This is a genomic window from Parendozoicomonas callyspongiae (assembly GCF_023502345.1).
GTDB lineage: Bacteria > Pseudomonadota > Gammaproteobacteria > Pseudomonadales > Endozoicomonadaceae > Sansalvadorimonas > Sansalvadorimonas callyspongiae.
In genome coordinates this window covers 40,414-67,321 of sequence record NZ_JAMFLX010000014.1, presented here as the reverse complement: position 1 = coordinate 67,321, position 26,908 = coordinate 40,414, and the positions used below count along the sequence as shown (strand labels likewise).

Genomic DNA, 26,908 nt, shown 5'->3' with positions numbered 1-26,908 from the left:
TTTGCTGTCAATAGGGAAAGTTTATACAACCATTTGGAATTCTGCATGGATGGGTTTTTCAGGCTTCAATATAAAGAAGGACATACTTTGGAGATGACCGGACATGTCATCAGCTATCGGAGATATCAGCAGTGGTCTGGTTGGTGTAAGTCACACCACTGGTGATGAATATAAAGCCCTGCCTTCCAAATCTGCCATCAAGCCTGCTGGAAGTACAATTACCGTTCATACAGAAAAGGCTCTGGCGAAGGATGACTCTACGAACCAGCTAATGAAATTTGTGCGCGGGGAGCGGTTACAGTCCTATACGCCCCAAGACAATCGTGATCTTCGCAATGGTTTGCTTGAATTATCTGACAAAACTCTTGGTGGAGAGCTGAGCGAAGCAGACCAAAATGACCTCAATGAAATGGTTGCTCTGCTCAAACAGGATTCTGAGCTGGAGATGCTGGCCCAGATGGCCCGCAATATCCTGATACCCGCCTGATAAGATGACCGACGATACTGCCACTCCACAAGAAGAAGACGCTAAAGCCCGGCCGGAAGGGCTCCAGCAGTCACAGAAAGACTGGGTTCTCACCCAGGCCTATACCCGCCTGCAGCAACGCCAGTTTGCAGATTGCCTTAAGTTGCTGAAGGGACTTCGGGTTCTCGCTCCGGAAGATCCGGAGGTTTATCGCATGCTGAGTTATGCGCTTCTGATGGCGGACCAGCCTGAAGAGTGTCTCGCTATGGCCGATAGGTACATGCAGTGCATTCCGCCGAATTCGGATACCAAAGAAATATCCTGGATCCAGGGACGGGCAAAGGTTCGCCTTGAAAAGGCGAAAGATCAATCGGAAGAGTCGACCTCGGAAGAGTAGTCAGAAGGACGGTATCTCCCCTAATCAGGCTGCGACGTAAATGAGCGCACTCAGCATGAAGTCAATTCTGGTGGGAATTGGTAAGCGTAATGACCTTATGCTTGCCGTTCTGCTGGTTTCCATAATTGTGCTGATTATTCTGCCAATGCCAACGGTGTTGGTGGACTTGCTGATTGCCACAAATATGGGAATGTCAGCCATTCTGCTGATGACAGCCATTTATCTCAAAGGCCCGTTGGAATTTTCGACTTTCCCATCAGTTCTTTTGATAACCACTCTCTTCCGGCTGGCACTATCGATAACCACAACCCGATTGATTTTGCTGGAAGGTGATGCCGGTCAGATCGTTTACACCTTCGGTAACTTTGTGGTCGGCGGTAATTTGACCGTTGGTATCGTAATCTTCTTGATTATTACCATTGTGCAGTTTTTGGTAATAACCAAAGGTTCCGAGCGGGTTGCGGAAGTATCAGCTCGTTTCTCTCTGGATGGTATGCCCGGTAAGCAGATGAGTATCGACGCGGACATGCGTGGCGGTGCTATCGATATGGAAGAAGCGCAGCGCCGCCGGGGGCTTGTTGAGAAAGAATCGCAGCTTTATGGGTCCATGGATGGTGCCATGAAGTTCGTAAAAGGTGATGCGATTGCGGGCTTGATCATCATCTTTGTAAATATCGCAGCCGGTGTGAGTATTGGTGTATTCAATAAAGGGCTGCCAGCCGGAGAAGCACTTCAGCTTTATTCGATCCTGACAGTCGGTGATGGATTGATTTCTCAGATTCCTGCACTGCTGATTTCAATAACTGCCGGTATGATTGTTACCCGGGTTTCGACTGAAGAAGCAACTGATCTTGGTAGTGAAATTGGAACACAGCTTACAAATAAACCTAAAGCTTTGATGGTTGGTGGTGGGTTGCTTCTTGGATTCGCATTGGTTCCCGGGTTCCCGACGCTGACTTTTTTATGTCTTGCAGCCATTATTGGGGGCGGTGGTTTTTGGCAGCTTCGAAAGGCCGAGAAAGAGGGTGCTGATGGTGGTGGGGATGGTGGTATCCCAGCCATGCAGGCGGCGGCTTCAGGAAAACCTGACAAAAATTCGCGATTGGATCAGCAAGAAGAGTTTACTCAGACACTGCCATTAATTATTGATGTGCCCACCTCTCTTCAGGAGCGGTTAGATACAACTGAGCTGAATGAAGAGTTATTAAAGGTAAGAAAAGCTCTGTATATGGATCTGGGAGTACCATTCCCTGGAATCCATCTGCGCTTCAATGATTCTCTGGAAGATGACCATTATTCCGTAATGTTGAATGAAGTTCCGGTGGCTCATGGCCATTTTCGGGCTGGATATGTGTTTGCCAGAGAGCAGTCAGAGCATCTTGATATGCTCAAGATTTCCTATGAAGGCGGGGATCAGTTTATTCCCAACCTGGATACTCTCTGGGTCAAGGAGGCGAACAAAGATCAGCTCGAGAAAGCGGGCGTGAGTTATATGAGCGACTCACAGGTTTTGACCAATCATCTGGCTTTCGTTTTGAAAAAATATGCTGAAGATTTTATCGGCATTCAGGAAACCCGTTTCCTGCTTGAGAAGATGGAAGATTCTTTTGGCGAACTGATTAAAGAAGTACAACGCCTGATTCCTGTGAACAAGATTGCTGAAATTTTCCAGCGACTGGTGTCCGAAGATATTTCCATCAGAAACCTCAGAACAATTCTTCAGTCTCTGGTTATCTGGGGGCACAAGGAGAAAGAAGTTGTTCAGCTGACAGAATACGTGCGTAGCAGCTTAAAGCGTTATATCAGTTACAAGTACAGTAATGGGCAGAATATATTGCCCGTGTACCTGCTGGACCAGGATCTGGAAGACACGATTCGAGGTGGCATTCGTCAAACGTCAGCGGGTGCTTATCTGGCACTTGATCCCACTGTGACGGCAAAGTTTGTTGAAAAGGTTAAGACAACGGTAGGTAAGATTGGTCACTTGGATCATAAGCCAGTGATGATTACATCCATGGACATCCGCCGCTATGTGCGCAAGCTTTTGGAAGCAGAAGTTTATGAGCTGGCCGTTCTTTCGCATCAGGAGCTGACAGAAGAGATTACTGTTCAGCCTCTGGGCCGTATTGCACTCAATTAAAACGGTGTAAGAATACGGTGCACTATCACAATCTCTCGGCAAATATGTAATCACTGCTGGATTAATAGAATAACATTTCAAATGGCTACAGGGTAACAGTATGCGACGAGTAAACCATTCCCCCCCCCATGGACCTAATGCAGCTTCTTATGAGATGCCAAATGGCGACTCACATGTTGCGAAATCAATCGCACACGCTCTTGCAAAAGATATCGAAAATGATCTTGTTTTCTTTAAAGTAAAATCTCTAGATGACTCAAAATATAAAAATGATGCTGTTAGAAAAAGTATCAGGCAAGAAATTTTAATAGGTATGGCTGATAAGTTTTGTAAAGTAATCAAGTCACAGTCACTTGATGGGGTGAAAACTATCCCGGGGGAGTTACGCAAGATTTTAGAAGAAAAGAAGTTTGAGTTTTTTGAGCCCCGGCATGCAGAGTGGTTTCTTGAGGGGATTGTTCTTGAACATGAAGCTGCTACATCGCTCTCGCAAACATTGCGGCAATATCCAAACCTGCCACAGAAATTTACTGCAAATGATGCCTGGCGTCTCATAATTGATGGGGCCCGACAAACAGGTAATTTTTCACCATACTGCTTTGACTATGATGAATGTGGATATATCCAAGGTGCAACCTTTGCTTTGGAATATGCCCTTTCTATTAATCCAGCGAAAATCGATCATGAAGTAATATATAACGTACATGAAATTGCAACAAGAAACACCATGGATGCCACTGGCTTTTTAGCTTCACCCTTGTATAGGACTGGACTGATGTATTTCGTCGGGCACATGAAAAAAAATGTTAGCCCTGAAGGTGAGAAGGAGTTAGTTGAAAAGACACAAACATCAGGCTCATTGCTTTTTGGGTGGCTTGCAGTCGAAAAAGCGGCTACAGAACATCTTTTTTTTCGATACGTTAAAGGTGACCCACAACAGGCTGTTATAAGGCTTGAAATGGCTACAGCCGCTTATCACGCAACTATGGCTGTTGCTGATACAGAGGACAAAAAGCTTTCGTGTATAGCGACTCTTGCCAAAGATATCGATCAACTTCATGTCTTTAACGACGCGAATCTTCGGACAGCGTATATTATTGCTAACAGTTTATTAATAAATCACGGCCTGTCCCCTATGATTATGGATTACCCTGACGTGATTGATGGACATACTACGCCTGAGCTTGTTGAGTTATTCAAAAAAGGCCAGTTGGTTTTTCGACGTTTATTCTCAGATTAGGCACAGACCTTAAAACGACATTCATCGCATTGTGTTTCCAATTATCAGGTTGGCAGCAATGTTTTGCGTGGTATTGATCAGGTTTTTCTCTGCTTCCTGCAGAGCTTCGGCTAGTGTTTGCGGGGAACGAACAGTTCCAAAAATGGCAGTGAAATAGCGGGACAGTTGATCAATGTCTTTTCCAATAGAACCCGCTATACCAATAACAGGAACGCTATATTTCTTCCCAAGTTTGGCGACGCCAAAGGGCGCTTTACCGTGAAGTGTTTGATTGTCCATTTGTCCTTCACCAGTAATTACCAAGCTTGCGTCTTTTATTGTTTGTTCAGCTTCAACTGTCTCAAGAATGATATCAATACCCGGGCGAAGCTCGGGCTTTGAAAAGAGTGACAGTCCAAGTGCGGTGCCTCCAGCTGCACCATACCCTGGAGTTGTTCTGTGATTGGTGCTGATTTTCTGAGCAGCAATATCGGCAAATAAGCCAAGGCATTCATCCAGCTCTTCAATCTGCAAGTCAGAAGCACCTTTCTGATGACCAAAAATATAACTTGCTCCTGTTGATCCAGTGAGAGGGTTATCTACATCACAGGCAATAGTAAATCTTGTTTGATTTGCTTTAGGGTGAAGATTATTCAAATCGATTTCTGCAAGAGTTGATAAAGCCTTTCCGCCTCGCTCCAGCTCATTCCCATATGAATCCAGCAAACGAACACCTAAGGCCTGGGCAATACCCCCCCCAGCATCGTTGGTTGCGCTGCCGCCAAGACCCAGGATTATCTCTTCAACTCCGGCATCCAGAGCTTCGCGAATAAGTTCACCGGTGCCAAAGGTACTGGCCAGTTCAGGGTTTCTTTTCTCAGGTGGAACTAAGGCAAGGCCAGAAGCTTCAGCCAGTTCAATAACGGCTTTCTTCCCATTATCGATTAACCCCCAGCTAGCTTTAACCATCTCGCCAAGGGGCCCTTCAACTTCAGAGGTTCTCTTTTCTCCGCCGGTGGCATTAAGCAGGGCGTCAAGAGTGCCTTCACCACCATCAGCAATGGGCAGCAGGTGATATTCAGCATCTGGAAAATGAACCTGAAATCCTTGCTGAATACAATCAGCTACTTCGGAGGCCGACAGTGATTCTTTAAAAGAATCTGGAGCGATTACAATTTTCATGGCTTTCTCAGCAGGCAATAGGCCCATCGGACTGGCGGGCGACAATTGTTGTCTGATACCAGTTTTTCACCGGGAAATTTTTTCTTTTCCAGTTTGTTCAGCATCATCATAGCCATTTGCTCACCAACCTGGTGAGTTTCATAGCGGATTGTAGTGATTGCAGGTTTACCATAGCGCCCCAGCTCATAATCACCATAACCCGCGATGGAAATATCTACACCTACACGATAACCCAGCTCTTCACAGGCTGCTGCTGTACCTGTCATCAGAGCAGAGAATATAATAGCTTTAGGCCTCTGGGCTAATGAAAGCAATTATTTGGCCAGGTTCATAGCCCCATCTTCACTGTCGGATGCCAACAACCAACGCACAGCCAGTATTTTTTCGGAGACTTTTTCTTTCTGCTCCAGAAGGTCAGAAGTCACCTGCCACGAGGAGCTGCAAGAGACATGGTGCGCCTATCGACTCGACCACAATAGACCTGAACCCTCTGACAAGGGCAAAAAGAACTGCCCAACGGATCTCAGACGGGTCAAAGTGCGCCGCGAAGAAGACGGCAAAATTCTGGTTTTTATCAGCAATGACCTTGAGCGGACGGCAGCAGAGATTGCAGCTCTCTATAAATCTCGCTAACAGATTGAGTTGTTCTTCAAATGGGTAAAACAGAATCTGAAGATCAAGAGGTTCTTTGGCTGGAGTGAAAATGCTGTGAAAATCCAGGTGTTGACGGCCATGATTGCCTACCTTCTGTTACACCTTGCTCAGATTGCAACGCTTTGCAAACTGTCGTTACAACAAATAGCACGGAGAGTTAACCTTAACCTGACCAGCCGCCGTTCTTTGGTAGCGTTATTCTGTGATCCGCCAGAAAAAAAGAGAGTCACCATGCTTCAGAATCAGGGGCATCTGGAATTTGAATATGTTTAACCGGACAGCAGTGATTATTTTTATTCATTTGCATCCATCTAAATATGTATAAGCCATGATGAGTGCGAAGGATAATTTTTGTGGGAGAAGGAAGGTATTGCAATTGCCTATAGATGTAACTGGGATAGGCAAAATATTCCCATGCCGGGGCATGGGAATATTCGGTCAGGTTTTACGTCAACAGAACCTAGTGATTCAAAATCTGATCCAGGAAGGCCTTGCAGCGTTCTTCCCGGGGGTTATTAAAGAAGTCATTACAGCCGGCATACTCAACAATCTGGCCTTGATCCATAAATACCATGGTGTCAGCCACTTCCCGGGCAAAGCCCATCTCGTGAGTAACACACATCATGGTCATACCCTGGTCGGCCAGTTCCCGCATAACATCCAGAACTTCCTTGATCATCTCCGGATCAAGGGCTGAAGTGGGCTCATCAAACAACATAATCTTGGGTTGCATGGTCAGGGCGCGGGCAATCGCTACACGCTGCTGTTGTCCGCCGGAGAGCTGCCCTGGAAACTTGCGGGCCTGTTCGCTGATACCCACACGTTCCAGATAGGTCATGGCAATTTCTTCTGCCTGCTTACGCGGCATCTTGCGAACCCAGATAGGCGCGATGGTGACGTTATCGAGAATACTGAGATGCGGGAACAGGTTGAACTGCTGGAATACCATCCCGACTTCGCGTCGTATCAGTTCAATGTTCTTCACATCGTCGGTCATTTCCGTGCCATCAACAATCAGGTGGCCGGTCTGATGTTCTTCCAGACGGTTAATGGTGCGAATCATGGTGGATTTGCCGGAGCCGGAAGGTCCGCAGATCACCACCTTTTCGCCCTGCCGAACTTGGATATCAATATCCTTCAGCACATGAAACTTGTCGTACCATTTATTCAGCCCCTTCATCTCGATGACTACAGGACGTTTATCCAGGGGGCGTTCTTCCAGTGGTTTTACTTCAGGCATACTCATGATGTTTAACGACCCGTATCCATTTTGTTTTCAAGATGCTGGCTGTAGCGGGAGAGACTGTAACACAGCACCCAGTACCAGAAAGCGATAAAGACATAGGCTTCTTCCAGCAGGCCGAACCATTCGGGGCTGGAGGTGGTGGCGAAGGCAATCTGCAGCAGGTCGACCAGGCCGACAATACCCACCAGAGAGGTGTCTTTCAGAATACCGATAAAGTTATTCACCATCGGCGGAATCACGATACGGAGTGCCTGGGGCAGGATAATCAGCAGAGTTTTCTGCCAGTAGCTCATACCCAGGGCATCGGCAGCTTCATACTGGCCAGCTTCCAGCCCCTGCAAGCCGCCTCGAATGTTCTCAGCCAGGTAGGCAGAGAAGAACATGGTTATACCCACCATGGCCCTCAGAACCTTATCCAGCTCTGTTCCTGCTGGCAGGAATAGTGGCAACACAACGGAGGCCATAAACAGAATGGTGATCAGAGGTACACCACGAATCAGCTCAATCCAGGCTACACAGGTAGCGCGGATAACCGGCAGGTTGGAGGTTCGCCCAAGTGCCAGCAGGACGCTGAGTGGGAAGGCAAAGATCATCGCCACAGCAGATAACACCAGAGTCAGCATCAGGCCGCCCCAGTAATCTGTTGAAACGACTTCTATACCAAGAGTTTCACTTCCCCCAATTGATAGAAAAACTGCAACCGGAGAGAGAAGCCATAAAAATCTGAGCCAACGGGTGCTGCGGAACTGCTTGATGCAGGTAAGTGCCACCAGTGCCAGAACAATAACCAGGCCAATCAGTGGTCGCCATCGCAGGTCTTCCGGATATACCCCGACCATAAACACTGGCCACATATCCCGGATAAAGGCCCAGCAGGCTCCTGAGGTTGTTGAGCAGACTTCAGACTTTGTTCCGAAATAGGCGTCAATTACCGCCCACTGGATAAATGGTTTACCAATCGACCAGATAATCCAGCTGGAAACCAGGGTCAGAACAAAGTTGTACCACGGGAACAGCAGATTGCTGCGAATCCATCCCAACACGCCAGTTTTGGTGACTGGCGGATGACGATCTTCAATCACTTGAAAACTCATAATTACCGCTCCACCAGTTTGATTCGGGCGTTGTACCAGTTCATCCCCGCCGATATCAGCAGACTGATAGAGAGGTAAACCGCCATCCAGATACCAACAATCTCAACCGATTGTCCAGACTGGTTAAGAATAGTGCCGCCGATAGAAACCAGTTCCGGATATCCAACGCCAACGGCAAGGGAGCTACTTTTGGCGATGGCCAGATATTCACTGGTCATGGGAGGCATGATCACGCGCATAGCCTGGGGCAGAATTACCAGTCGCATCACATGGCGTTCTTTCAAACCCAGCGCCCGGGCTGCTTCTCGCTGGCCTTTGGAAACAGACTGAATACCAGAGCGGATAATTTCAGCGTTAAAGGCAGAGACATAAACCGTTAAACCGATTACCAGCGCGGTAAATTCAGGTGTCAGGCCTGTGCCACCGCGGAAGTTAAAGCCCTTTAAAACCGGCATTTCCAATGCGAAAGGTGTACCTCCAACAAGCCACACAAGGCCGGGAAGGCCAATTAATACAGCAAGGGAGGGAATAAGAACCTTGCCGGGTTCACCGGTTGTCTCCAGAACCCGCTTGGAGCGTCGCCAGATAAATACCAGACTGAACAGAGCAACAGCGACAGCAATACAGAAGGCCAGTGCGCTTTCCTGGGGAATAAAGGAAGGCAGGTAGAGACCCCGTTTATTCAGAAACAGCCAGTCCCCAATATTGACTGACTGACGTACATTTGGCAGTTGCTGAATAACAATGAAATACCAGAAGAACAGCTGCATCAGCACCGGGAGGTTACGATTAACTTCCACATACCACTTGCACAGTTTACTGATCAGCCAGTTGGGAGACAGACGACCAAGGGCTACGAACAAGCCGAGGAATGTAGAAAGAATACAGCCAATAATGGTGACTTTGATTGTGTTGGCAAAACCAGTCATCAAAGCCATCGTGTAACTGCTGGATTCGGTGTACTGAACCGTTTCTACCGTATCTCGTCCCAGGTAGAGTACCAGCAGTGGAATCACGACCGTGAGGGCAATGATTGCGAGAATCCAGCGATCCTTGTCTCCAATTTTCTCATGTTTCTGTTTCAGCCAGTTTGCAAGCGCTTTGGAGGCGACAAGTCCAAAGAACAGGGCTGCGAGAAACCAGAGAAAACCACCCTTAAAAACTGGCAGAGTTGATATTTCACCAATTCTGAAACCGGCTTCATTGGCGAGAAAGCCAAAGCCGGAACCGATGCCGCGTTTGGCAAGGTTTTCAAGGGTATTTTGATAAACATTAATAGCCAGGGCAATAAGCCCGGCTAACATGGCAAACTGGTAAAACCTGGCGCGAACCGTTGGGTTTCGCCAGAGTGGCACCTTGGGTTTTTCCATCATAAAAAAAGCACGATATTTGAAGTAAGGCGTCAGTGGCTCTCAGCATAAGCAAAAGAGCCACTGATGGGGTTAATCGTGGAGATTAACGGAAAGGACGGGCATAGATCAGGCCGCCATCAGTCCACTGGGCGTTATAGCCACGGGACAGACGCAGTGGAGTGTCTGGGCCGAGGTTACGGTCAAAGATTTCACCATAGTTACCCACAGTCTTGATGATGCGTACAGGTGCATCCTTATCCAGGCCGAGATCCTGCCAAAGGGTGCCAGTCTGGCCAAGCATTCTCTTAACTTCAGGGTCTTTACTGGTCTTGGCAATCTGCTCTACATTGGCAGCGGTAATTCCTTTTTCTTCAGCTGCCTGGGTCAGGTAGATAGTCCAGCGAACAATATTGCCCCACTGGTCATCACCCTGGCGTACCAGAGGTCCGAGAGGTTCTTTGGAGATCAACTCAGGCAGAATTATGTGCTCTTGCGGATTCTTCATGAGACTACGCTGTGCCGCCAGGCCGGACACGTCTGTCGTGTGAACGTCGCAACGACCAGCGTCGTAGGCTTTACGAACATCAGGCTGCTTGTCGAATACAACCGGAGTAAAGGTCATGTTGTTTTTGCGGAAGTAGTCGGCAATATTCAGCTCAGTGGTAGAGCCGGTTGCCAGGCAGACGGTGGCACCATCCAGTTCCAGCGCACTCTTCACGCCCAGGTCCTTACGTACCATCATGCCCTGACCGTCGTACAGGGTAACAACGGTGTAATCCAGCCCCAGCTTGGTATCACGACTCATTGTCCAGGTAGTGGTACGGGACAGCAGGTCAATTTCACCAGACTGCAGTGCTGGCAGTCGTTCTTTGGATGTCAGAGAGGTGTACTTGGTATCAACATTGGCAGCTGCTGAAACAGCACGACAGAAATCAACATCGAAACCTTCACGCTGACCTTTACTGTTCAGGGCGGAAAAACCCGGGTTTTCAAGGTGAGTACCGCACTTCAGGTATCCTGCTTTCTGGACATTATCCAGAGTTCCGGCACCGGCGCTAGCGGCGGCAACCATCAATGGCAGAGTCGCAAGTAATGTCCCGATACGACGCATATTCATAGAACGAATCCCCCTCATGGGTCAGGTGTACTTCAGGGCTGTGATCAGTAGCTGGCGGGAAGATAAGAGTTGTTCAAGCCAAGGCTACATTTGCTTAAAAATCAAATGTAATGACCTGAAGGCGGTTTCAGATTGATATAAGTCATACCTGAAAAGAAATTGTGCCCGTAATTAAGTATTAAATACATTTTGCTGACAAAAAAAATACATGAGCATGTGGTTATGTGAGGCCAGCCCTTACAGTAGGACGGTAAGGGCTGGCGGTCGGTTCAGCTTGGGTTACCGGGTCAAAAAGCTGTTTCGCTTATGTGTGTCTATTTATTTACCGTAAAAAGCTTTACAGAGCAGATCTTCCAATTCGGAAATCAGAGGCAGGCGTGGATTTGCAGTGGTGCACTGATCCCGGAAAGCCTTCTCTGCCAGTTCGCTTACTTTTGCCTTAAAGGCGGTTTCAGGAACACCGGCTTCTTTCAGGGTGGCTGGCATACCGACTTTCTTCATCAGCTTGCGAACCTCTTCAGCGAGAGACTTGACGCCTTGCTGCTCTGTTTCAGCCTTCAGGCTCAGGTGGCGGGCAATCTGCTGGAACTTTTTCGGTGCCTGGTAGTGGCTGTACTTGGGGAAAGAGGTCAGCTTGGTTGGGTTGTTCTCCCCGTTGTACTCAATCACCCAGGGCAGAAGGACAGCGTTGGCCATGCCGTGAGGGATATGGAACTCGGCACCCAGCTTGTGAGCCATGGAGTGGTTGATACCCAGGAACGCATTGGCAAAGGCCATACCGGCAATGCAGGATGCGTTGTGCATCTTCTCACGGGACAGGCGGTCTGCTTTTTCGTAAGAGGATGGCAGGTAGTCGAAGACCAGCTCAATTGCTTTCAGGGCCAACGCATCTGAGTAGTCGGATGCCATCACAGAGACATAGGACTCCACAGCATGGGTCAGAACATCCAGGCCGGTATCGGCGGTTACCTTCTTGGGTACACTCAGAACCAGAGTGGAGTCCAGGATGGCAACATCAGGGGTCAGCTCATAATCAGCCAGTGGATACTTGGTGCCGGTTTCCTTGTCGGTAATAACGGCGAAGGAGGTAACTTCGGAACCTGTGCCTGAAGTTGTTGGAATCGCCACCAGTTTTGCCTTGCGACCCAGTTTCGGGAACTTGTAGACCCGCTTGCGGATATCCAGGAACTTCTCGGCCAGTTTTTCAAAATCGGCATCGGGTTGCTCGTAGAACAGCCACATGCCTTTGGCTGCATCGATAGGAGAACCTCCACCCAGTGCAATAATCACATCAGGGTTGAAGCTTCTCATATCCTCTGCGCCGGCCTTGATGGTTTCCAGGCAGGGATCAGCTTCCACCTGGTTGAACACCCGAATCTGAACAGGGTGAGGACGCTTCATCAACTGATAGCGGATACGGTCAACGTAACCCAGCTTATCAATGGTTTCATCAGTGACGATAAATACGCGGCTGATGTCAGGCATCTTCTCCAGGTACTGAATGGAGTTCTCTTCGAAGTAGATCTTCTCAGGCAGTTTGAACCACTGCATGTTGGTGCGGCGTTTGGAAACACGCTTCACGTTGATCAGGTTGGCGGCAGAAACGTTGGCCGTTGTGGAGTTGCCGCCGTAAGTACCGCAACCCAGGGTCAGGGAAGGCAGGTTGGTGTTGTAGATATTACCGATAGCACCCTGGGAGCTTGGAGAGTTCCGCAGTACACGGCCAACTGGCATGGCGATGGAGAAGGCATCTGCAACTTCATCACTCATGGTATGAACGGAGGCTGTGTGGCCCATACCGCCCAGATTCAACATGGCTTCTGAGAGAGCAATACCGGCTTCGGTGTCTTCAGCTTTCAGAATGGCCAGTACAGGGGAGAGCTTCTCGCGGGACAGAGGGAAATCTGCACCAACACCTTCAATTTCTGCGCACAGGATCTTGGTGTTTTCCGGTACCTTGATGTCAGCCTGGGCTGCAATGCGATGGGCAGGCATGCCGACAATGGCACTGTTTACGCTGCCTTTCTCGGTGATAACAACTTTTGCCAGGCGCTCCGTTTCAACAGGGGTAGTGAAATAGCAGCCGATGTTCTTCATTTCCTCGACAGACTGCTTGTAAACATCCTTGTGGATGATGGCAGCCTGTTCGGAGGCGCAGATCATACCGTTATCAAATGCCTTGGACAGCACGATATCGTGAACAGCCTGTTCAACATTGGCGCTGGCATCTATGTAGGCAGGAACGTTACCGGCACCAACGCCCAGCGCTGGCTTACCAGTGGAGTATGCAGCCCGTACCATGCCGGCTCCACCTGTTGCCAGTACAACGGCAACTTCAGGGTGGTTCATCAGTGCGGCGGTATTATCAATGGATGGCTGTTCAATCCATTGGACAAAGTTCTTAGGAGCACCGGCAGCTTCACCTGCTTCACGCAGAATTCGGGCAGATTCAGCAGAACACTTCTGAGCAGAAGGGTGGAAAGCAAAAACAATCGGGTTACGGGTTTTGGCGGAGATAATTGCCTTAAACATAGTGGTTGAAGTTGGGTTGGTAACAGGAGTTACACCACAGACAACACCAACAGGATCAGCAATCAGCTGATAATCTTCATGCTCATTATCTTCAACGATACCAACGGTACGGTCATTCTTAATGGAGTGATAAATATACTCAGTCGCGAAGATATTCTTGGTAACCTTGTCTTCCATAATGCCGCGGCCGGTTTCTTCCACCGCCATGCGGGCCAGTTCCATATGGTGCTTCTGGCCAGCCAGGGCCATGGCTTTAACAATGTTGTCGACCGCTTCCTGGTCGAGTTGGATAAAGGCCTTGCGGGCTTCGACAGCGTGAAGCATCAACTCATCAACATGGCTGAGTTGGCTAGGGGAGCTGAGTTCGGTCTTGTTCAGTTCTTGCTTGTTTGTTTGTGCAGCAGGTTTGGCAGCTTTGGATTTGGACACGACATTCCACCTTTTATCAAGCGCTGTGAACAACTTAAAATCGTTGCAATTACACTGCTTCGATATCAGATGATTTCCATTGATGTAAATCAAATGCCAATTCCATACCTCTAAAAGAATTAATCATTTTTTTGCTCCTTCTTAACAATGGGTTAACAGTAAACATCAATTAACATTAATCGAAACTATTCAGACAGAGATAAACGAATCACGAAAAAATATGTTTTTTAATTTATAAAGTTAACATTGAACATTATTGCTCAATGAGTTTGGTTCACATTTGTTTTAGAGGATATTAATTGGTACTTGGGGATAATATATTGTCTTAAGGCCGGGTTAACACAAAATGGCAGATTGTCAGAAATGACTCTATCCCTTGCTGTGCAAAGGTTTAAGTCTTTCTTTAGACGGGATTAGTTTGCCGGGATATCTTTGTCGTTAACAATGGCATAAACAAACTGGTCATAAAAAGAGTCATTCTTGAAAATGTTTTTCCGAAAAACACCTTCCAGTTCGAAACCACACTTTTGAAGAACTTTTTGGGATGGAATATTGTATTCCATTACATCAGCAAAAATACGCTTCAAACCCATTTCATTAAAGCAGTAATCAATCATCCAGGTAACTGCTCTGGTCATAAGACCATTTCCCCAATAAGGCTCACCGATCCAGAAACCTATTTCGGCACTATAGCGATGGACGTCTGGTTGAATAACAATACCAATCTCACCAATAGCTTCTTTTTCATTGGCAATAACGAAACGGGTCTCTGATTCATTATCACGGACAAATTGAATCCAGTTTCTGGCGAGCTCAATGGTATAGGGGCTTGGGAAGCATTCACGCTGGTTAATGGCAATATTTGGGTTATCACCATTACGGGACAGCCCGGAAGCATCCCCATAGAGAAAGTTCCGGATGACGAAGCCATCACCAATCGGCTGTTCCATAGCCAGAAATACCCTGTAAATCGTTCACAGGGTATGTATCGGCGATGTTGTGGCAGGGGTTAGCTTGAAGAATTAGCTCTTTGCAATTATTTCATGATTATTTGCAGTTTCCAGGCGCTTATAAACTGCACCCAGAATATCCCACTTATGCTTCACCCACTCCGGTGCTAAAAGGTATTGGTGCACCCCTGAGCCTGTCAGACGGTGAAACAGCAGATCATCCGGTGCTGCCAAGATGATTTCAGTCAGGGTGTCTACATAATCTTCCATGGAAAGCTCGGGAACCAGTCCCTGTTTCCACTCTTTAGCCATCTGGGTGCCTTTTACTATGTGAAGAGGGTGTACCTTTATCGCGCGTACTCCCAGATCCAGCACTTTACGATAGCTGATCAGTGTGTCTTTAGCCTGTTCACCTGGAAGACCCATAATCAGGTGGGTGCAGAGATTCAAGTCAAACTTGTGCGAGCGCTTAACTGCATCTTCATAGTCGGCGAAAGTGTGGCCACGGTTGATGCGCTCAAGAGAGCTGTCGAAACTGGATTGTAGACCCAGTTCCAGCCACACCTCTTTACCTTGCTGTTGGTAGCCTGCCAGAAGTTCCAGAACCGGGTCAGGTACACAGTCAGGGCGTGTTCCTACACACAGACCAATAACATCGGGTTCAGCCAGAGCTTCATCATAGAGTTTCTTCAGGTCAGCCAGATCACCATAGGTATTGGAGTAAGACTGGAAATAAGCCAGGAACTTGCGGGCCTTGCGAACCTTGCTGACTTTTTCCCTTGCGGCGGCAAGCTGAGCACTGACTTCATTGCTGCTGTTAGTACTGCCTGGGCTGAAAGAGCGGTTGTTGCAGAAGGTGCAGCCACCAATGCCTTTGGCTCCATCGCGGTTTGGACAGGTAAAGGCCGCATTAACTGACAGCTTGTGAATGCGTTCCCCGTACTTTTCTTGCAGGTAACGACCAAAGGTATTGACGTAGCGGGTAAGATCCATAAACAGGGCAAACTGACAGGGAAAAACAAGCGGTGAAAAGTAACGCTATTCCTGTCTCGCGCCTATATGGATTAATGCTAAAACCCCGGTGCAAGACCGGGGTTTTGAAAGGAAGGCTGAACTGTTGTGATTGAATCAGGGCATTTTGCGCATTTTGTCGAGCATGTCTTTTACAACCTTTCGGGCATGCTTTTCATGAGTTGCTCTGCTTTTTTTGGCTAACTCTGGGTTACCTTTCTGTTCGATGATCTTGCGGGCCAGTTTACGGGCGACAACAGCAACGATTTCATCCATAAAGGTGTCATCGAACAGCTTTTGATCCACAAACTGCAGCTGAACAAGCATCTTTTCCCGGCGCTTGCCCTGCTCGTTGAAATGAATGGCAAAGTCACCACTGTCAGAAGTGCTCTGGCTGATTGTGAGGGTAAAGTGCTCGCTGCTCATGGCCATTCGTCTCTGTGCTTTTATAACGAGATTTGTCGGCATGGCAGCAAGGCACTTTATCGGTATCTGCTACTTTTTCGCTTCTTTTTTGAGGGAAAGGTAGCGGGTCATTACCATATCTCTTGGGTTGTCATACCACCCTTCAACGCGTGGGCTGACCAGCTGGGGAGTCACGTAGTGATAAAGCGGGATAATTGGTGTTTCTGCACCAAGGATGTCTTCAAGACCGGAGAACAGTGGCTGTCTGTCTATATTCGGAGTATTCATCCTCCCCAGAATATTGTCATACTGGGTGTTCTGAAAACCTGGCTTGTTACTGCTGCTGTTACCGGCAAAGATGGCAAGGAAGCTGATAGGGCTGTTGAAATCGGCAACCCAGCTGGCACGGGCAACATCAAAGTCTCTGGCACGTATGCGGGCAATAACTGATTTCCACTCCATGTTCTCAAGCTCAACTTCTACCCCCAGATTTACTTTCCACATGCTGGCAATGGCTATGGCAACCTTCTGGCGGGACTCACTGGTGTTGTAAACCAGGGAGAACCTGAGAGGATTCTTCTTGCTGTAACCGGCTTCCCGATACAGACGGCGAGCCTCTTTCAGTCTTTCATCACGAGACAGCTTGGCAATATCCGATTTATATTCAGGCATCTGACTGGTGTAGAGGGGAGTAAAGTTGTAGGCAGGAACCTGGCCTTCTCCCAGAACCTTGCCGGTAATCTTTTCCCGGTCAACAGCCAGCGATAATGCCTTACGCAGTTTGGCGTTATTGAATGGTGCCCGGCGGGTGTTAAAAGCGTAATACTCAGTGCCAAGGGTGTGAGTCACGCGCAGTTCATCCGGACGCTCATCCACCAGCTTTTCGTAGAAATTCAGCGGGATATTCAGGGTCATATCGACATCACCGGCACGATAGCGGTTAAAGGCCGCCATATCGGAAGACAGGGGCAGGTAAGACACGCTGTTGATGCCCAGCTGATTTCTGTCCGGGTGTTTGCTATTCGCCTTCAAGGTGATTTTTTCATTAACCACCCAATCCTGCATTGCGTAGGGGCCGTTGGTGACGATGTGTTCTGGTGCAGTCCACTGCTTACCATATTTTTCAATGGTTTTGGCTGGAACCGGGTAGAGAACAGGCATAACCATCATTTCCAGCAGCCAGGGAACAGGATGCTCCAGCTCAATCGCCAGTTTGCTGGGGCTGAGAGCCTTGATCCCCAGGGAGCTGGCAGGCATCTCACCATTTACAATGGCCTTGGCATTGTTGATGGACATCATTTCCAGATACCAGGCATAGGGTGATCCGGTTGCGGGGTCTACAGCCCGCTGCCAGGCCTGAACGAAATCATTGGCTACAACGGGTTGACCGTCAGACCATTGGCTTTTTCTGAGGTTAAACGTCCAGGTGCGTCCATCTTCTGACGTTGTCCAGCTTTCTGCCTGGGCTGGAACAATCTTGCCTTGGGAGTTGCGTTCGATAAGCCCGTCGAAGAGGTCGGCGACCACCCGAATTCCCGGCAATGTATGCACAAGCTGGGGATCAAGGGACTCCGGTTCGGCAGTGTTGGCCCGATTGAGATGGCCGGGTATCTGTCCAGCGAAACCGATAATGGGCATTGCTGAAATTAAAAAAGCAGTAAGTAAAATTCTAAAGCGCATTAGGTGTCTCGATACGACGAACTAACCTGATAGGACATACATGTTACTCGCTTCATAGCTAAAAGCTATGTAATCGACGCAGTTTATGACATTTGACAACTCAGGAGGTCATATGAGCGGAGTTAACCCAGGAGTTCAGCCAGGGCAGGCCGGACAGGTTGGCCAGAACACAGGTGTTGACGGCAGAGTAAAGCCGCAAGGAAAGGCAGATGAATCAGATACTGATGCCTTTAAAGATGCAATGAATGCAAACAAAAAAGAAGCCGAGAAGTCAAAACCGCTGACGCCGGAAGAAGAGCTGCGCAAGGCCATGACTGAAGGCTCAATGCGTCAGTTTATGGAACGCTCCAAAGAGCTTGCTCAAGAGACCAAAAAGAATTTTGAGTAAGTTCCTCTGTATCGAAGACAGGCTCCCCATAGCGGGGAGCCAATTGGCTAATTCTTATCCCCCCTTTACAGGAACGGCATTTCCCTCATCATCAATAGCGACGTAAGTGAAAATACCTTCCGTAACTTTGAATCGGTCAGGGCAAGGATACCCCTTGGTCCACACTTCAATTTTGATCCTCATGGACGTGCGCCCGATCTTGATGATCTCTGTATGACAACAGACGACATCACCAACCTTTACCGGTTTGTGGAAGCACATGGATTCAATTGCGACAGTAGCTACCCGGTGGCCGCTGCAGTCTTTAGCTGCGAGTCCGCCGGCAATATCCATTTGAGACAGCAGCCAGCCACCAAAAATATCCCCGTTGGGGTTGGTATCTGCAGGCATGGCAAGTGTGCGCAGGGAGAGTTCGCCTCGAGGGGCACTCATGCTGAATAACTCCAAAAAGTGTCTTTAACAGGAGAGCCTAGTTGAAGCCCTGTCGATGGCTCAATGAGGTGAATTACGGATAAGGTATAGTTTTCAATTGGTGTTTTCAGGTTTATTCACCTGATATGCTCAGAAAAAACCAAGTGTTAGATTATATGAAAATTGAGAATGGCTGGCTGGATGCCGCCAGAATTTGTCCAAGTCCTAATTTCGATAAAAGACCAGAAGGTACAGATATCGATCTGCTGGTTATCCACAATATCAGTCTTCCTCCAGGCCAGTTTGGCGGCTCCTATATCAACCAGCTGTTCACGAATACTCTTAATCCTGATGACCATCCGTTCTTTCAGGAGGTTGCCGGGATGGAGGTTTCCGCACATCTGTTGATTTCCCGAGATGGTTCCTGCACTCAGTTTGTCTCTTTCGATGATCGCGCCTGGCATGCAGGTGTTTCCTGCTGGCAGGGAAGAACCGCCTGTAACGATTTTGCTATTGGCATTGAATTGGAAGGGGCTGATGATGTTGCTTACGACGAGCGGCAGTATGAGGCTCTTGCGGCAGTCACCAGAGAGCTGCTGGTGGCCTATCCAAAATTGACGGTGGATACGATTACGGGTCATTCAGATATAGCCCCAGGACGGAAAACTGACCCCGGAAAGGCTTTTGACTGGCAGCGCTATCGCTCCCTTATCTGATAGCTATATTTGTTCTTACAGCATGTCTTGAACATCAGGGAGGTTGGAATGCTGAATCTGGATGGCCTGAAAGATATTGTCGGAGATGATCAGGCCCTGATGAAAGACATGCTGAAACAGTTTGTGGAAACAACACAGGCTGATATGACCCATCTGCAGGATGCCATAGCGGCAGGACGTACAAGAGATGTTGCCAATCTGGCCCACCGTATCAAGGGTTCCTGTTTTGTTATCGGTGCCACTGAACTGGCGGACATTGCAGCTTCTCTTGAAGCTGATGGTCGTAAAGATCACTCAGAAATGTTTTCTACCCTGGCTGAGCAAATGACGGCGGCTTTCCAAAAGGTTGTGGATAATATCTGCGCACTCTGATAAAACCCCTACTTCATTACATAGTCTTACAGAGTATCGTGTGGTGCCGTGATAGTATAATGGCGCCGTACACTAGACCTGATTTACATCGAATGAGTGCTGAAACCGGAAGAGATCTAGAGCTGGAGAGATGTCTGCGTGAATGTGCGCAAGAACAGCACCGTTCATTGCAGAAACTCTATAGCCTCACATCAGCGAATCTATTTGCTGTCTCCCTGCGTATCTTGAAGGACAGAGGACAGGCAGAAGACTGTCTGCAGAATGCCTACATCAAGATTTGGAAGCATGCGGGAGGGTATGATGTGCAAAAAGCCAAACCAATGACCTGGATGAATACCATTGTCCGCAATCAGGCTCTTGATATGCTGCGACGCAAGCGTGTCAATGAAGTCAGCGACGAGGTATTACAATATGTGGCTGACGATAGTCCCAGTCATGAGGAACAGCTGGTATTATCACGAAGCAGTGATTCTATGCACCGCTGCCTGGCCGGGTTGCCTGATAATCATCGTCTGTGCATAGAACTGGCCTATTTTGATGGGTTGACTCATCAGGAAATGGCAGACCAACTGCAGTACCCCCTGGGAAGTGTGAAAACCTGGGTACGACGTGGACTTGTGAGGTTGAAGGAATGTCTGAGTGGAATCTAAGTGATCCTGATCAGCGTAGCCAGGCTGCAGCGGACTACGTATTAGGATTACTGGATAAAACTGAAAAAGCCCGATTCGAAGCCTTGCTGGCCATGAGTCATGATGCTCAACAGGATGTTCAACACTGGCAGGATCATTTGGATATTCTGAATGACCAGCTGGAGCCGGTGAAACCTCCGGCAAGGGTATGGAAAAAGATATCAGAAGCAACCAAGCCTGCCAGCTTCTGGAGTAATCTGCGTTTTTGGCAGGGATTGGGAGCCAGTGGCTTTGCTGCAGCCATGGTTCTGGCGGTGACCTTCTGGATTACTCCTCCGGGAACGCCGGGTGCAATGGACTACGTTTATGTAGTTCAAGGTGAAGGTAGCCAGACAGAGTGGATTGTGAATGCCTCTCTGGAAAAGAATATGGTTTACGTTGAAGCTGTTAAACCGGATGAACTGCCAGAAGGGAAAGTCTGTGAACTTTGGCTGATGGTGGCCGGGCGGGAACCAGTATCACTTGGCCTGTTGCCCAAGCAGGGTATTCACCGTATTCCGATTGATCCTGAATGGCGGGAGGCTGTTGAGAACTCTCCGCTGGTCATAACGCTTGAAGGAATGCAGGGTGCACCTAATGGTTATGATATGGGCCCGGTGATCACTAAAGGACAGTGGACCCCTATTAATAAGCACAACAGTATTTAAATCATTATTCTGAGACGCTACTCCGAAAAAGCCTCACAGTGATATTTAAAACACTTGAGGCTTTTCGGCCATTCTTCAATAGCCAATCCCGCTTTTCTTTTTAAATGGTTGAGGAACTGCTGCGGCTGAGGAAGTTGTTCCCAGACCTGCGGCAGGAAGGTGGCTCGGTGTCCTCTGCCATCATCAATAATCAAACCGTCCCGAAAAGGCACCAGTTTTCTCAATAACTCCTCCTCACTGGAAACCGGGAAAGGTTCAACCGGACTTAATATCGAGATTTCAAGATCCAGTTGACTGACTTCATCCTCAGAAACCTGGGGGAATCGTGGATCACGAAATGCGGCAGACCAGGCATTGCTTATCACATCATCCTGAAGGGTGCGGTGTGGTTCCAGTGAGCCAATGCATCCTCGTAACTCGCCATTTTTATGGAGAGTCACAAAGCAGGCGCGTACTTCATTGAAAGAACTCGGAACCTCATCTGAATTTAGCTCACCACTAATGCTGGATAGATTATCGTCCTGACACCCTTGGAGGATGGTTTGTCGGGCTAAAGACAAAAGAGTCTTTTGTTCCTGCTCTGAATACATATTGCTTTTCTCTTATTGGGCAGCGAAGGCACCGTAACCAACGACTCTTTCGGCATCACCGGCCGTATCACCTGAATTGCGTACGTCCAGTGTCGTGATTTTCATGCCTTTTTGTTGTGCCAGCTGAAGAAGGCCGTTCAGCGGGCGGCAGCCGCAGGCCTGCCCTCCGGTTAAATTATGATCCAGCCGCTCAATAGCGCGCACGGTTGAAGCATCACGAGAGCAGGCTTCATCATAACTGTGGTAATGGCTTAGATCCGTGCTGATAATAATCAGGGTTTCAGAACCACCCCAGAGCATCTCCAGAACTTCGGAAACGGCGAGGGGAGACGCTTCACCAACAACCAGAGGAATCAAGGTGAAGCTATCAAGGCAGGTTTGCAGAAATGGAATCTGCACTTCCAGTGAATGCTCCAGCTCATGGGCAGCTTCCAAAGTATGAACCTGGCTTAGCGAAAGTAAATTTTCTATGGCATAGGAGTCGAGAGGAACATGCCCAAGCGGGGTATTGAATGTATTACAATTGGGCAGTGCCAGACCTTCAAACAGTGCTCTGTGAGACGGGCCAAGAACAACAACACGGGTAATTTCATCTCCTCTTGATTCCAGAAGCTTGTAAGCACTGGCAGCGACGGGCCCCGAGTAAATATATCCGGCATGGGGAACAATCAGAACCTTCGCCGAAAGCTCCCGGCTGTTGGCTTCATTGAGGAATCGGGCAATGGCTTCCTTTAATGTCGTGGAGTTGGCCGGGTAAAATGAACCGGCAACAGCAGGTTGACGCACAGACATAACCATAACCCTCGTTCTTATAAGCAGTATAATTATAGAAACCTGAGGTTCGTTGAACCAGAGGTGTTGAGATATGGATAGCAATAATGAGGGAAAGAGGCTGATTTCACAGCCTCCTCGATATTTTCCAACAGACTATTGGCATAAGTTGGAAGACAGCCGTTTGCAGTGTGATGCCTGTCCACGGGCCTGCAAGCTGCGGGAAGGACAGCAGGGGCTCTGCTTTGTTCGAGAGCGCCACAATGATGCCGTAGTGCTGACCAGTTATGGGCGCTCCAGCGGCTTCTGTATCGATCCCATCGAAAAGAAACCACTGAATCATTTTCTTCCGGGTACACCCGTGCTGTCGTTTGGTACAGCGGGTTGCAATCTTGCCTGCAAGTTCTGCCAGAACTGGGATATGAGCAAGTCGCGGGAAATGGATACTCTTGCTGATCAGGCTATGCCGGAAGCGCTGGCATTAAAAGCGGAACAGATAGGTTGCCGCAGTCTGGCATTTACCTATAACGATCCGGTAATTTTCCTTGAATATGCCAGGGATGTTGCGATTGCTGCTAAAGAAAGAAATATATACTCAGTTGCTGTGACTGCGGGGTATATCTGTCCGGAGCCAAGGGTAGAGCTCTTCAATTATATGGATGCTGCCAATGTAGACCTTAAAGCATTTACTGAGAGATTCTACAAAAAGATCTGTGGATGTTCGCTGGCTCCTGTTCTGGAAACACTCAAATATCTCAAAGAAGAGACCAGTGTTTGGTTTGAAATTACGACACTATTGATTCCTGGAGAAAACGACAGTGATCAGGAACTGGATGAGATGAGTGGCTGGATTATGGAGCACCTTGGCCCTGATGTTCCGATTCACTTTACCGCCTTTCATCCGGACTGGAAGATGATGGATTACTCCAGGACACCTGCTAGGACACTGACACGTGCCAGAGAAATTGCTCTGAAAAATGGGCTGCATTATGTCTATACTGGCAATGTGCACGACAGTGATGGAGGCAGCACCTGGTGTCCGAACTGCCATGAGCTGTTAATCGAACGTGATTGGTATCAGTTGGGTACATGGGGGCTGAATGACAAAGGGCAGTGCCAGAAATGTAAAACAGAAGTTCCTGGACGGTTTGAACCTGAGTGTGGAGTATGGGGGGCTCGAAGAATACCAGTACGGATGAGCTAGTCGAACAATCTATCGGACTAAAGTCGTAGCATACTTTTTTATGCGCGATTTGCTGCCACGAATAATAAATTTACTATTTGTTTTTTCGTCTCCTGTAATAAATCTGTAAACACAAAAATAATTTTATTTTTTTATGAACTTTTTTCGAATCCTGATGTCATAAGTAGCAAGAGGGAGATAACCCCAATCGACCTCTTGCTCCTTGTGTGTTTGGTGTCTTGGCTTTGTTAGTGTGTGGCAGAGTCAAATCTTTGAACTCCAGTCCGTTCCCCCGGGCTGGAGTTTTTTCTTTTAGAACTTCCCATTTAACTTAAAACAACAGCTGTGCCGCTGATACTGATCATCAGTATGCTGCCTTTCTCACCAACAACCTCATAGTCCAGATCAATGCCTACGACTGCATTGGCACCCGCTTCGATAGCTTTTTCTTCCAGTTCCTTAAATGCTTCTTCACGGGCCTTTGCCAGTTCTTTTTCGTAAGCACCAGAGTGACTACCGACGATATCCCGAATGGAAGCAAACAGATCACGAAAGATATTGGCACCGACAACAGCCTCACCAACGACAACGCCCTTATACTCTTTGATCGAATGTCCTTGTACGGATGGAGTTGTTGTTTTGAGCATTCTCTGTCTCCGGAACAAACTGGCAGGAACCGGTTGGCTCCTGCCTATCGGAAGAACAGGTTAGTTATTATCTTTGGCGAGGTCAGCTATTTCCATTAAACGCTTGAGTACGCGTTCATTCAGGCTGCCTTTGGGATATTTACCACGGATATTAAGGCTGCCGGTTTTACGCCCGGTAAGAATCTCCAGGGCTTCTTCGACATGTGACACTGCATGGATGGCGAACTGCCCCTGCTTGACAGCTGTAAGCACTTTCTCATTCAGCATCAGGTTACGAACATTGGCGGCAGGGATGATCACACCCTGGTCACCAGTCAGCCCCCGGGCTTCACAAAGATCAAAGAAACCTTCGATCTTTTCATTAACCCCACCAATCGCCTGAACCTCGCCATGCTGGTTCATTGAACCGGTCAGCGCCCAGGACTGCTTGATGGGAACGTCAACCAGAGAAGAAAGCAGACAGCACAGTTCTGCCATGGAAGCACTGTCTCCATCGATGTAACCGTAGGATTGCTCCATGGCCAGGCTGGCGGAGATAGCCAGCGGGAACTTCTGGGCATATTTGGCACCAAGGTAACCTGTAAGGATCATCACACCCTTAGAGTGGATGGCCTGGCCCAGCTGAACTTCCCGTTCGATATCGACAATTCCCTGGGAACCAGGGTAAACAGCAGCGGTAATTCTGGCTGGTGAGCCGAAGCTGGCATCGCCAACAGAGAGAACCGTTAAAGCATTTATCTTGCCAATGGCTTCTCCATCGGTATCGATCAGAATGCTCCCTTCGAGAACCTCTTTGAGAATATCCTTGCTGACCCGGCTGGTACGTTCGGCCTTGTTTTGCAGTGCCATATCCACATGGGTATGAGTTATCTTGCGTCCATTGGAGGAGCGACGGATATAGTCAGCCTCAGCAAGCAGGTCGAACATATCACCGATATGGGCAGTTAGATGCCTTTTATGCTCAGCCAGCCGTGAACTGTGTTCCACCATTTTGGCAACAGCCTGAGCAGTAAGAGGAGGGTAGCCTTCATCGGAAGCCCGGGTATGGAGCAGGCGGGCGAAAGAGTGAGTGGTCTCAGGTGTACGTTCCAGGTGGCCATCAAAGTCCACCAGAACCCTGAACATCTCATGAAAGTCTGCGTCAAGCTCCTGCAGGAGGTAATAAATCTGCCGTGAGCCCAGCAGCACGATTTTGACATCCAGAGGAACAATTTCCGGATTCAAAGTGATGGTATTGACCAGTCCCATCTCGTTGGCCGGAGATTCGATCTTCAATTGCTTCTCTTTTAAGGCTCTTTTCAGAGCTTCCCAGACGAAGGGTTCTTCCAGAAGCTTGGCCGCCTCCAGTACCAGAAAACCACCATTTGCCTGGTGCAGACTGCCCGGACAGATCTGACGGTAGTTGGTCAGCAGGGCACCCATCTCGGCAGTGTACTCAATACGGCCAAACAGATTGCGATAGCTGGGGTGGGTTTCAAAAACAACCGGTGCAGGCGCCTCTTCCTCATGGCTTACAGCGACATTGGGAACATACATATCCTGCAGCAGGTTACGTTTGCTGGCATCTTCCTTGAACTCAATACCACGCTCATCAGCAAGATGCTCGACCACGGTTTTGTGGAGATCTTCGGTAATAGCATTCAGGTACTCTGTAACATCGGCAAACTTTCCATAGGTTTTACGCAGAGGCTTAAGCAGCGGCTCAAGGGCATCATCAATGGTTTGATGATTGAGTTTGCGCAGGTCTTCACTGGATGAACGCTTCCACTTGGGAAGTTCAGAAAGCTCCTGGTTGAGCAGTGTTTCCAAGGCTGCAATATCTTTGTTGAACTTGTTGCGCTTTCTATCGGGCAGTTGGGCAAACTCGGTTTCATCCATAGGTTTGCCGTCTTTCATAGGAGCAAAGGTCAGGGAACCCTGTTCCCGGAACAGGCAGATCTGGCGTTTAAGACCTTCCTGTTCCACGGTTTCAATAGCCTTGTCGTAGCTGCGGTTGAATTTCCGTTCGATCAGGCTCTTCTTCTGTTGATAAGTCGGGCTCTCGAAGGCGGCCGGGAAGGTATCGAGTAACTCATCAACAAGCTTGGTAAAATCTGTCTGCAGCTTGGCACCGGTGCCAGCCGGAAGTTTGAGTACCAGTGGCTCACGGTTATTGTCGAAGTTATTGACATAGGCCCAGTCACTGGGGGTATCAAGGTTGGTTGCTTCGGTCTGCAGATGATGACGAATATAGGATGTACGGCCGGTGCCGGACTCACCCATGACATAAATATTGTAACCAGATCTGTGCATGGCCACGCCGAAGCGCATGGCAGTGACAGCCCGTTCCTGGCCTAGAATACCGGCAAATGGCTCCAGTTCATCAGTCGATTTAAAACCCAACTCCTTGATGGGCTGTCGGGCAGTCAGCTGGTTGACTGGAACTCTGGTTTTATTGACTGCTGTTGACATTAATGTCTTTTTCCCTGGTCTGTTTCGGTTTCCATCATACCCCGCAGCTCGCAGGACTTGCGACAGGCAAAAGCCTGGGATCCCGATTTTGATTATTTTTTACAATCATCTTTCAAAATATCGAATGGCCGGAAGCCGGGCGCTTTCTCAGTCCTTAACTCAAGACCGG

The 26,908-nt window shown here is 48.4% G+C and carries 28 protein-coding genes; 12 read left to right on the top strand and 16 right to left on the bottom strand.

Annotated elements, in window-relative coordinates:
- The first annotated feature begins 103 nt into the window (after positions 1-103).
- The 4 genes from sctX to M3P05_RS11515 all read left to right on the top strand — a co-directional run bounded on the left by sctX (position 104) and on the right by M3P05_RS11515 (position 4,243).
- On the top strand, positions 104-487 hold the full coding sequence (sctX, locus tag M3P05_RS11530; RefSeq protein ID WP_249699794.1) for a type III secretion apparatus assembly protein SctX: 384 nt from the start codon (positions 104-106) through the stop codon (positions 485-487).
- Between the two features lie 4 nt (positions 488-491).
- Positions 492-863 (top strand): hypothetical protein, encoded by a 372-nt coding sequence (locus M3P05_RS11525; protein WP_249699792.1) that lies wholly within the window; start codon positions 492-494, stop codon positions 861-863.
- Between the two features lie 40 nt (positions 864-903).
- Entirely contained in the window at positions 904-3,003 is a 2,100-nt protein-coding gene (sctV, locus tag M3P05_RS11520; RefSeq protein ID WP_249699791.1) for a type III secretion system export apparatus subunit SctV, read from the top strand.
- A gap of 100 nt (positions 3,004-3,103) precedes the next feature.
- Entirely contained in the window at positions 3,104-4,243 is a 1,140-nt protein-coding gene (locus tag M3P05_RS11515; RefSeq protein WP_249699790.1) for a hypothetical protein, read from the top strand.
- Between the two features lie 21 nt (positions 4,244-4,264).
- Here M3P05_RS11515 and M3P05_RS11510 read toward each other — a convergent pair whose 3' ends face one another.
- Together M3P05_RS11510 and M3P05_RS11505 are read right to left on the bottom strand one after the other, a co-directional pair.
- Positions 4,265-5,404 (bottom strand): glycerate kinase, encoded by a 1,140-nt coding sequence (locus M3P05_RS11510; protein WP_249699789.1) that lies wholly within the window; start codon positions 5,402-5,404, stop codon positions 4,265-4,267.
- Positions 5,401-5,718 (bottom strand): substrate-binding domain-containing protein, encoded by a 318-nt coding sequence (locus M3P05_RS11505; RefSeq protein ID WP_283777772.1) that lies wholly within the window; start codon positions 5,716-5,718, stop codon positions 5,401-5,403. The genes M3P05_RS11510 and M3P05_RS11505 overlap by 4 nt, the downstream gene beginning before the upstream one ends.
- Positions 5,719-5,722: 4 nt before the next feature.
- Here M3P05_RS11505 and M3P05_RS11500 point away from each other — a divergent pair, with 4 nt between their 5' ends.
- Complete coding sequence (locus M3P05_RS11500) at positions 5,723-6,037, top strand: hypothetical protein (RefSeq protein WP_249699787.1); 315 nt, start codon at positions 5,723-5,725, stop codon at positions 6,035-6,037.
- Positions 6,038-6,046: 9 nt separating this feature from the next.
- Positions 6,047-6,331, top strand: coding sequence for a hypothetical protein (locus tag M3P05_RS11495; protein WP_249699786.1), 285 nt, complete (start codon positions 6,047-6,049; stop codon positions 6,329-6,331).
- A gap of 187 nt (positions 6,332-6,518) precedes the next feature.
- On the opposite strand, the gene M3P05_RS11490 is transcribed toward M3P05_RS11495, so the two are convergent.
- The 9 genes from M3P05_RS11490 to M3P05_RS11450 all read right to left on the bottom strand — a co-directional run bounded on the left by M3P05_RS11490 (position 6,519) and on the right by M3P05_RS11450 (position 17,874).
- Entirely contained in the window at positions 6,519-7,298 is a 780-nt protein-coding gene (locus M3P05_RS11490; RefSeq protein WP_249699859.1) for an amino acid ABC transporter ATP-binding protein, read from the bottom strand.
- An 11-nt stretch (positions 7,299-7,309) separates the two neighbouring features.
- Positions 7,310-8,398: an amino acid ABC transporter permease gene (locus M3P05_RS11485; RefSeq protein WP_249699785.1), complete on the bottom strand. Its 1,089-nt coding sequence runs from the start codon at positions 8,396-8,398 to the stop codon at positions 7,310-7,312.
- Between the two features lie 2 nt (positions 8,399-8,400).
- Complete coding sequence (locus M3P05_RS11480) at positions 8,401-9,753, bottom strand: amino acid ABC transporter permease (RefSeq protein WP_249699783.1); 1,353 nt, start codon at positions 9,751-9,753, stop codon at positions 8,401-8,403.
- A gap of 100 nt (positions 9,754-9,853) precedes the next feature.
- On the bottom strand, positions 9,854-10,867 hold the full coding sequence (locus M3P05_RS11475) for an amino acid ABC transporter substrate-binding protein (protein ID WP_249699782.1): 1,014 nt from the start codon (positions 10,865-10,867) through the stop codon (positions 9,854-9,856).
- Positions 10,868-11,185: 318 nt separating this feature from the next.
- Positions 11,186-13,828 carry a bifunctional acetaldehyde-CoA/alcohol dehydrogenase gene (gene adhE / locus M3P05_RS11470; protein WP_249699780.1) on the bottom strand — a complete coding sequence of 881 codons (2,643 nt, stop codon included), beginning with the start codon at positions 13,826-13,828 and terminating at the stop codon, positions 11,186-11,188.
- A gap of 413 nt (positions 13,829-14,241) precedes the next feature.
- Positions 14,242-14,778: a GNAT family N-acetyltransferase gene (locus M3P05_RS11465; RefSeq protein WP_249699779.1), complete on the bottom strand. Its 537-nt coding sequence runs from the start codon at positions 14,776-14,778 to the stop codon at positions 14,242-14,244.
- Positions 14,779-14,850: 72 nt separating this feature from the next.
- On the bottom strand, positions 14,851-15,771 hold the full coding sequence (locus M3P05_RS11460) for a TIGR01212 family radical SAM protein (RefSeq protein ID WP_249699778.1): 921 nt from the start codon (positions 15,769-15,771) through the stop codon (positions 14,851-14,853).
- Between the two features lie 135 nt (positions 15,772-15,906).
- Positions 15,907-16,215 (bottom strand): hypothetical protein, encoded by a 309-nt coding sequence (locus M3P05_RS11455; protein ID WP_249699777.1) that lies wholly within the window; start codon positions 16,213-16,215, stop codon positions 15,907-15,909.
- 69 nt (positions 16,216-16,284) lie between these two features.
- A complete protein-coding gene (locus tag M3P05_RS11450) occupies positions 16,285-17,874 on the bottom strand; it encodes a peptide ABC transporter substrate-binding protein (RefSeq protein WP_249699776.1) in 1,590 nt (529 codons plus the stop codon).
- A 112-nt stretch (positions 17,875-17,986) separates the two neighbouring features.
- Between M3P05_RS11450 and M3P05_RS11445 the strand changes: the two genes are divergently transcribed.
- On the top strand, positions 17,987-18,262 hold the full coding sequence (locus M3P05_RS11445) for a hypothetical protein (protein ID WP_249699775.1): 276 nt from the start codon (positions 17,987-17,989) through the stop codon (positions 18,260-18,262).
- Positions 18,263-18,316: 54 nt separating this feature from the next.
- Here the strand turns inward: M3P05_RS11445 and M3P05_RS11440 are convergent, their stop codons facing one another.
- Positions 18,317-18,694, bottom strand: a complete 378-nt coding sequence (locus tag M3P05_RS11440; protein ID WP_249699774.1) for an acyl-CoA thioesterase — start codon at positions 18,692-18,694, stop codon at positions 18,317-18,319.
- Positions 18,695-18,849: 155 nt separating this feature from the next.
- On the opposite strand from M3P05_RS11440, the gene ampD reads away from it, so the two are divergent.
- The 4 genes from ampD (at position 18,850) to M3P05_RS11420 (ending at position 21,097) form a co-directional block, all read left to right on the top strand.
- A complete protein-coding gene (gene ampD, locus M3P05_RS11435; protein WP_249699773.1) occupies positions 18,850-19,389 on the top strand; it encodes a 1,6-anhydro-N-acetylmuramyl-L-alanine amidase AmpD in 540 nt (179 codons plus the stop codon).
- A 48-nt stretch (positions 19,390-19,437) separates the two neighbouring features.
- On the top strand, positions 19,438-19,761 hold the full coding sequence (locus tag M3P05_RS11430; RefSeq protein WP_249699771.1) for an Hpt domain-containing protein: 324 nt from the start codon (positions 19,438-19,440) through the stop codon (positions 19,759-19,761).
- Between the two features lie 92 nt (positions 19,762-19,853).
- Complete coding sequence (locus M3P05_RS11425; RefSeq protein ID WP_249699770.1) at positions 19,854-20,411, top strand: sigma-70 family RNA polymerase sigma factor; 558 nt, start codon at positions 19,854-19,856, stop codon at positions 20,409-20,411.
- Positions 20,393-21,097, top strand: coding sequence for an anti-sigma factor (locus M3P05_RS11420; RefSeq protein ID WP_249699769.1), 705 nt, complete (start codon positions 20,393-20,395; stop codon positions 21,095-21,097). The genes M3P05_RS11425 and M3P05_RS11420 overlap by 19 nt, the downstream gene beginning before the upstream one ends.
- Positions 21,098-21,114: 17 nt before the next feature.
- On the opposite strand, the gene amrA is transcribed toward M3P05_RS11420, so the two are convergent.
- Positions 21,115-21,687, bottom strand: a complete 573-nt coding sequence (gene amrA, locus M3P05_RS11415; RefSeq protein ID WP_249699768.1) for an AmmeMemoRadiSam system protein A — start codon at positions 21,685-21,687, stop codon at positions 21,115-21,117.
- 12 nt (positions 21,688-21,699) lie between these two features.
- Positions 21,700-22,479, bottom strand: a complete 780-nt coding sequence (gene amrB, locus M3P05_RS11410; protein WP_249699767.1) for an AmmeMemoRadiSam system protein B — start codon at positions 22,477-22,479, stop codon at positions 21,700-21,702.
- Between the two features lie 73 nt (positions 22,480-22,552).
- Between amrB and amrS the strand changes: the two genes are divergently transcribed.
- Positions 22,553-23,662 carry an AmmeMemoRadiSam system radical SAM enzyme gene (gene amrS, locus M3P05_RS11405; RefSeq protein WP_249699766.1) on the top strand — a complete coding sequence of 370 codons (1,110 nt, stop codon included), beginning with the start codon at positions 22,553-22,555 and terminating at the stop codon, positions 23,660-23,662.
- Positions 23,663-23,967: 305 nt separating this feature from the next.
- On the opposite strand, the gene M3P05_RS11400 is transcribed toward amrS, so the two are convergent.
- On the bottom strand, positions 23,968-24,288 hold the full coding sequence (locus M3P05_RS11400) for a heavy metal-binding domain-containing protein (protein WP_249699765.1): 321 nt from the start codon (positions 24,286-24,288) through the stop codon (positions 23,968-23,970).
- A gap of 60 nt (positions 24,289-24,348) precedes the next feature.
- A complete protein-coding gene (locus M3P05_RS11395; RefSeq protein ID WP_249699764.1) occupies positions 24,349-26,739 on the bottom strand; it encodes a Lon protease family protein in 2,391 nt (796 codons plus the stop codon).
- Between the last annotated feature and the right edge of the window lie 169 nt (positions 26,740-26,908).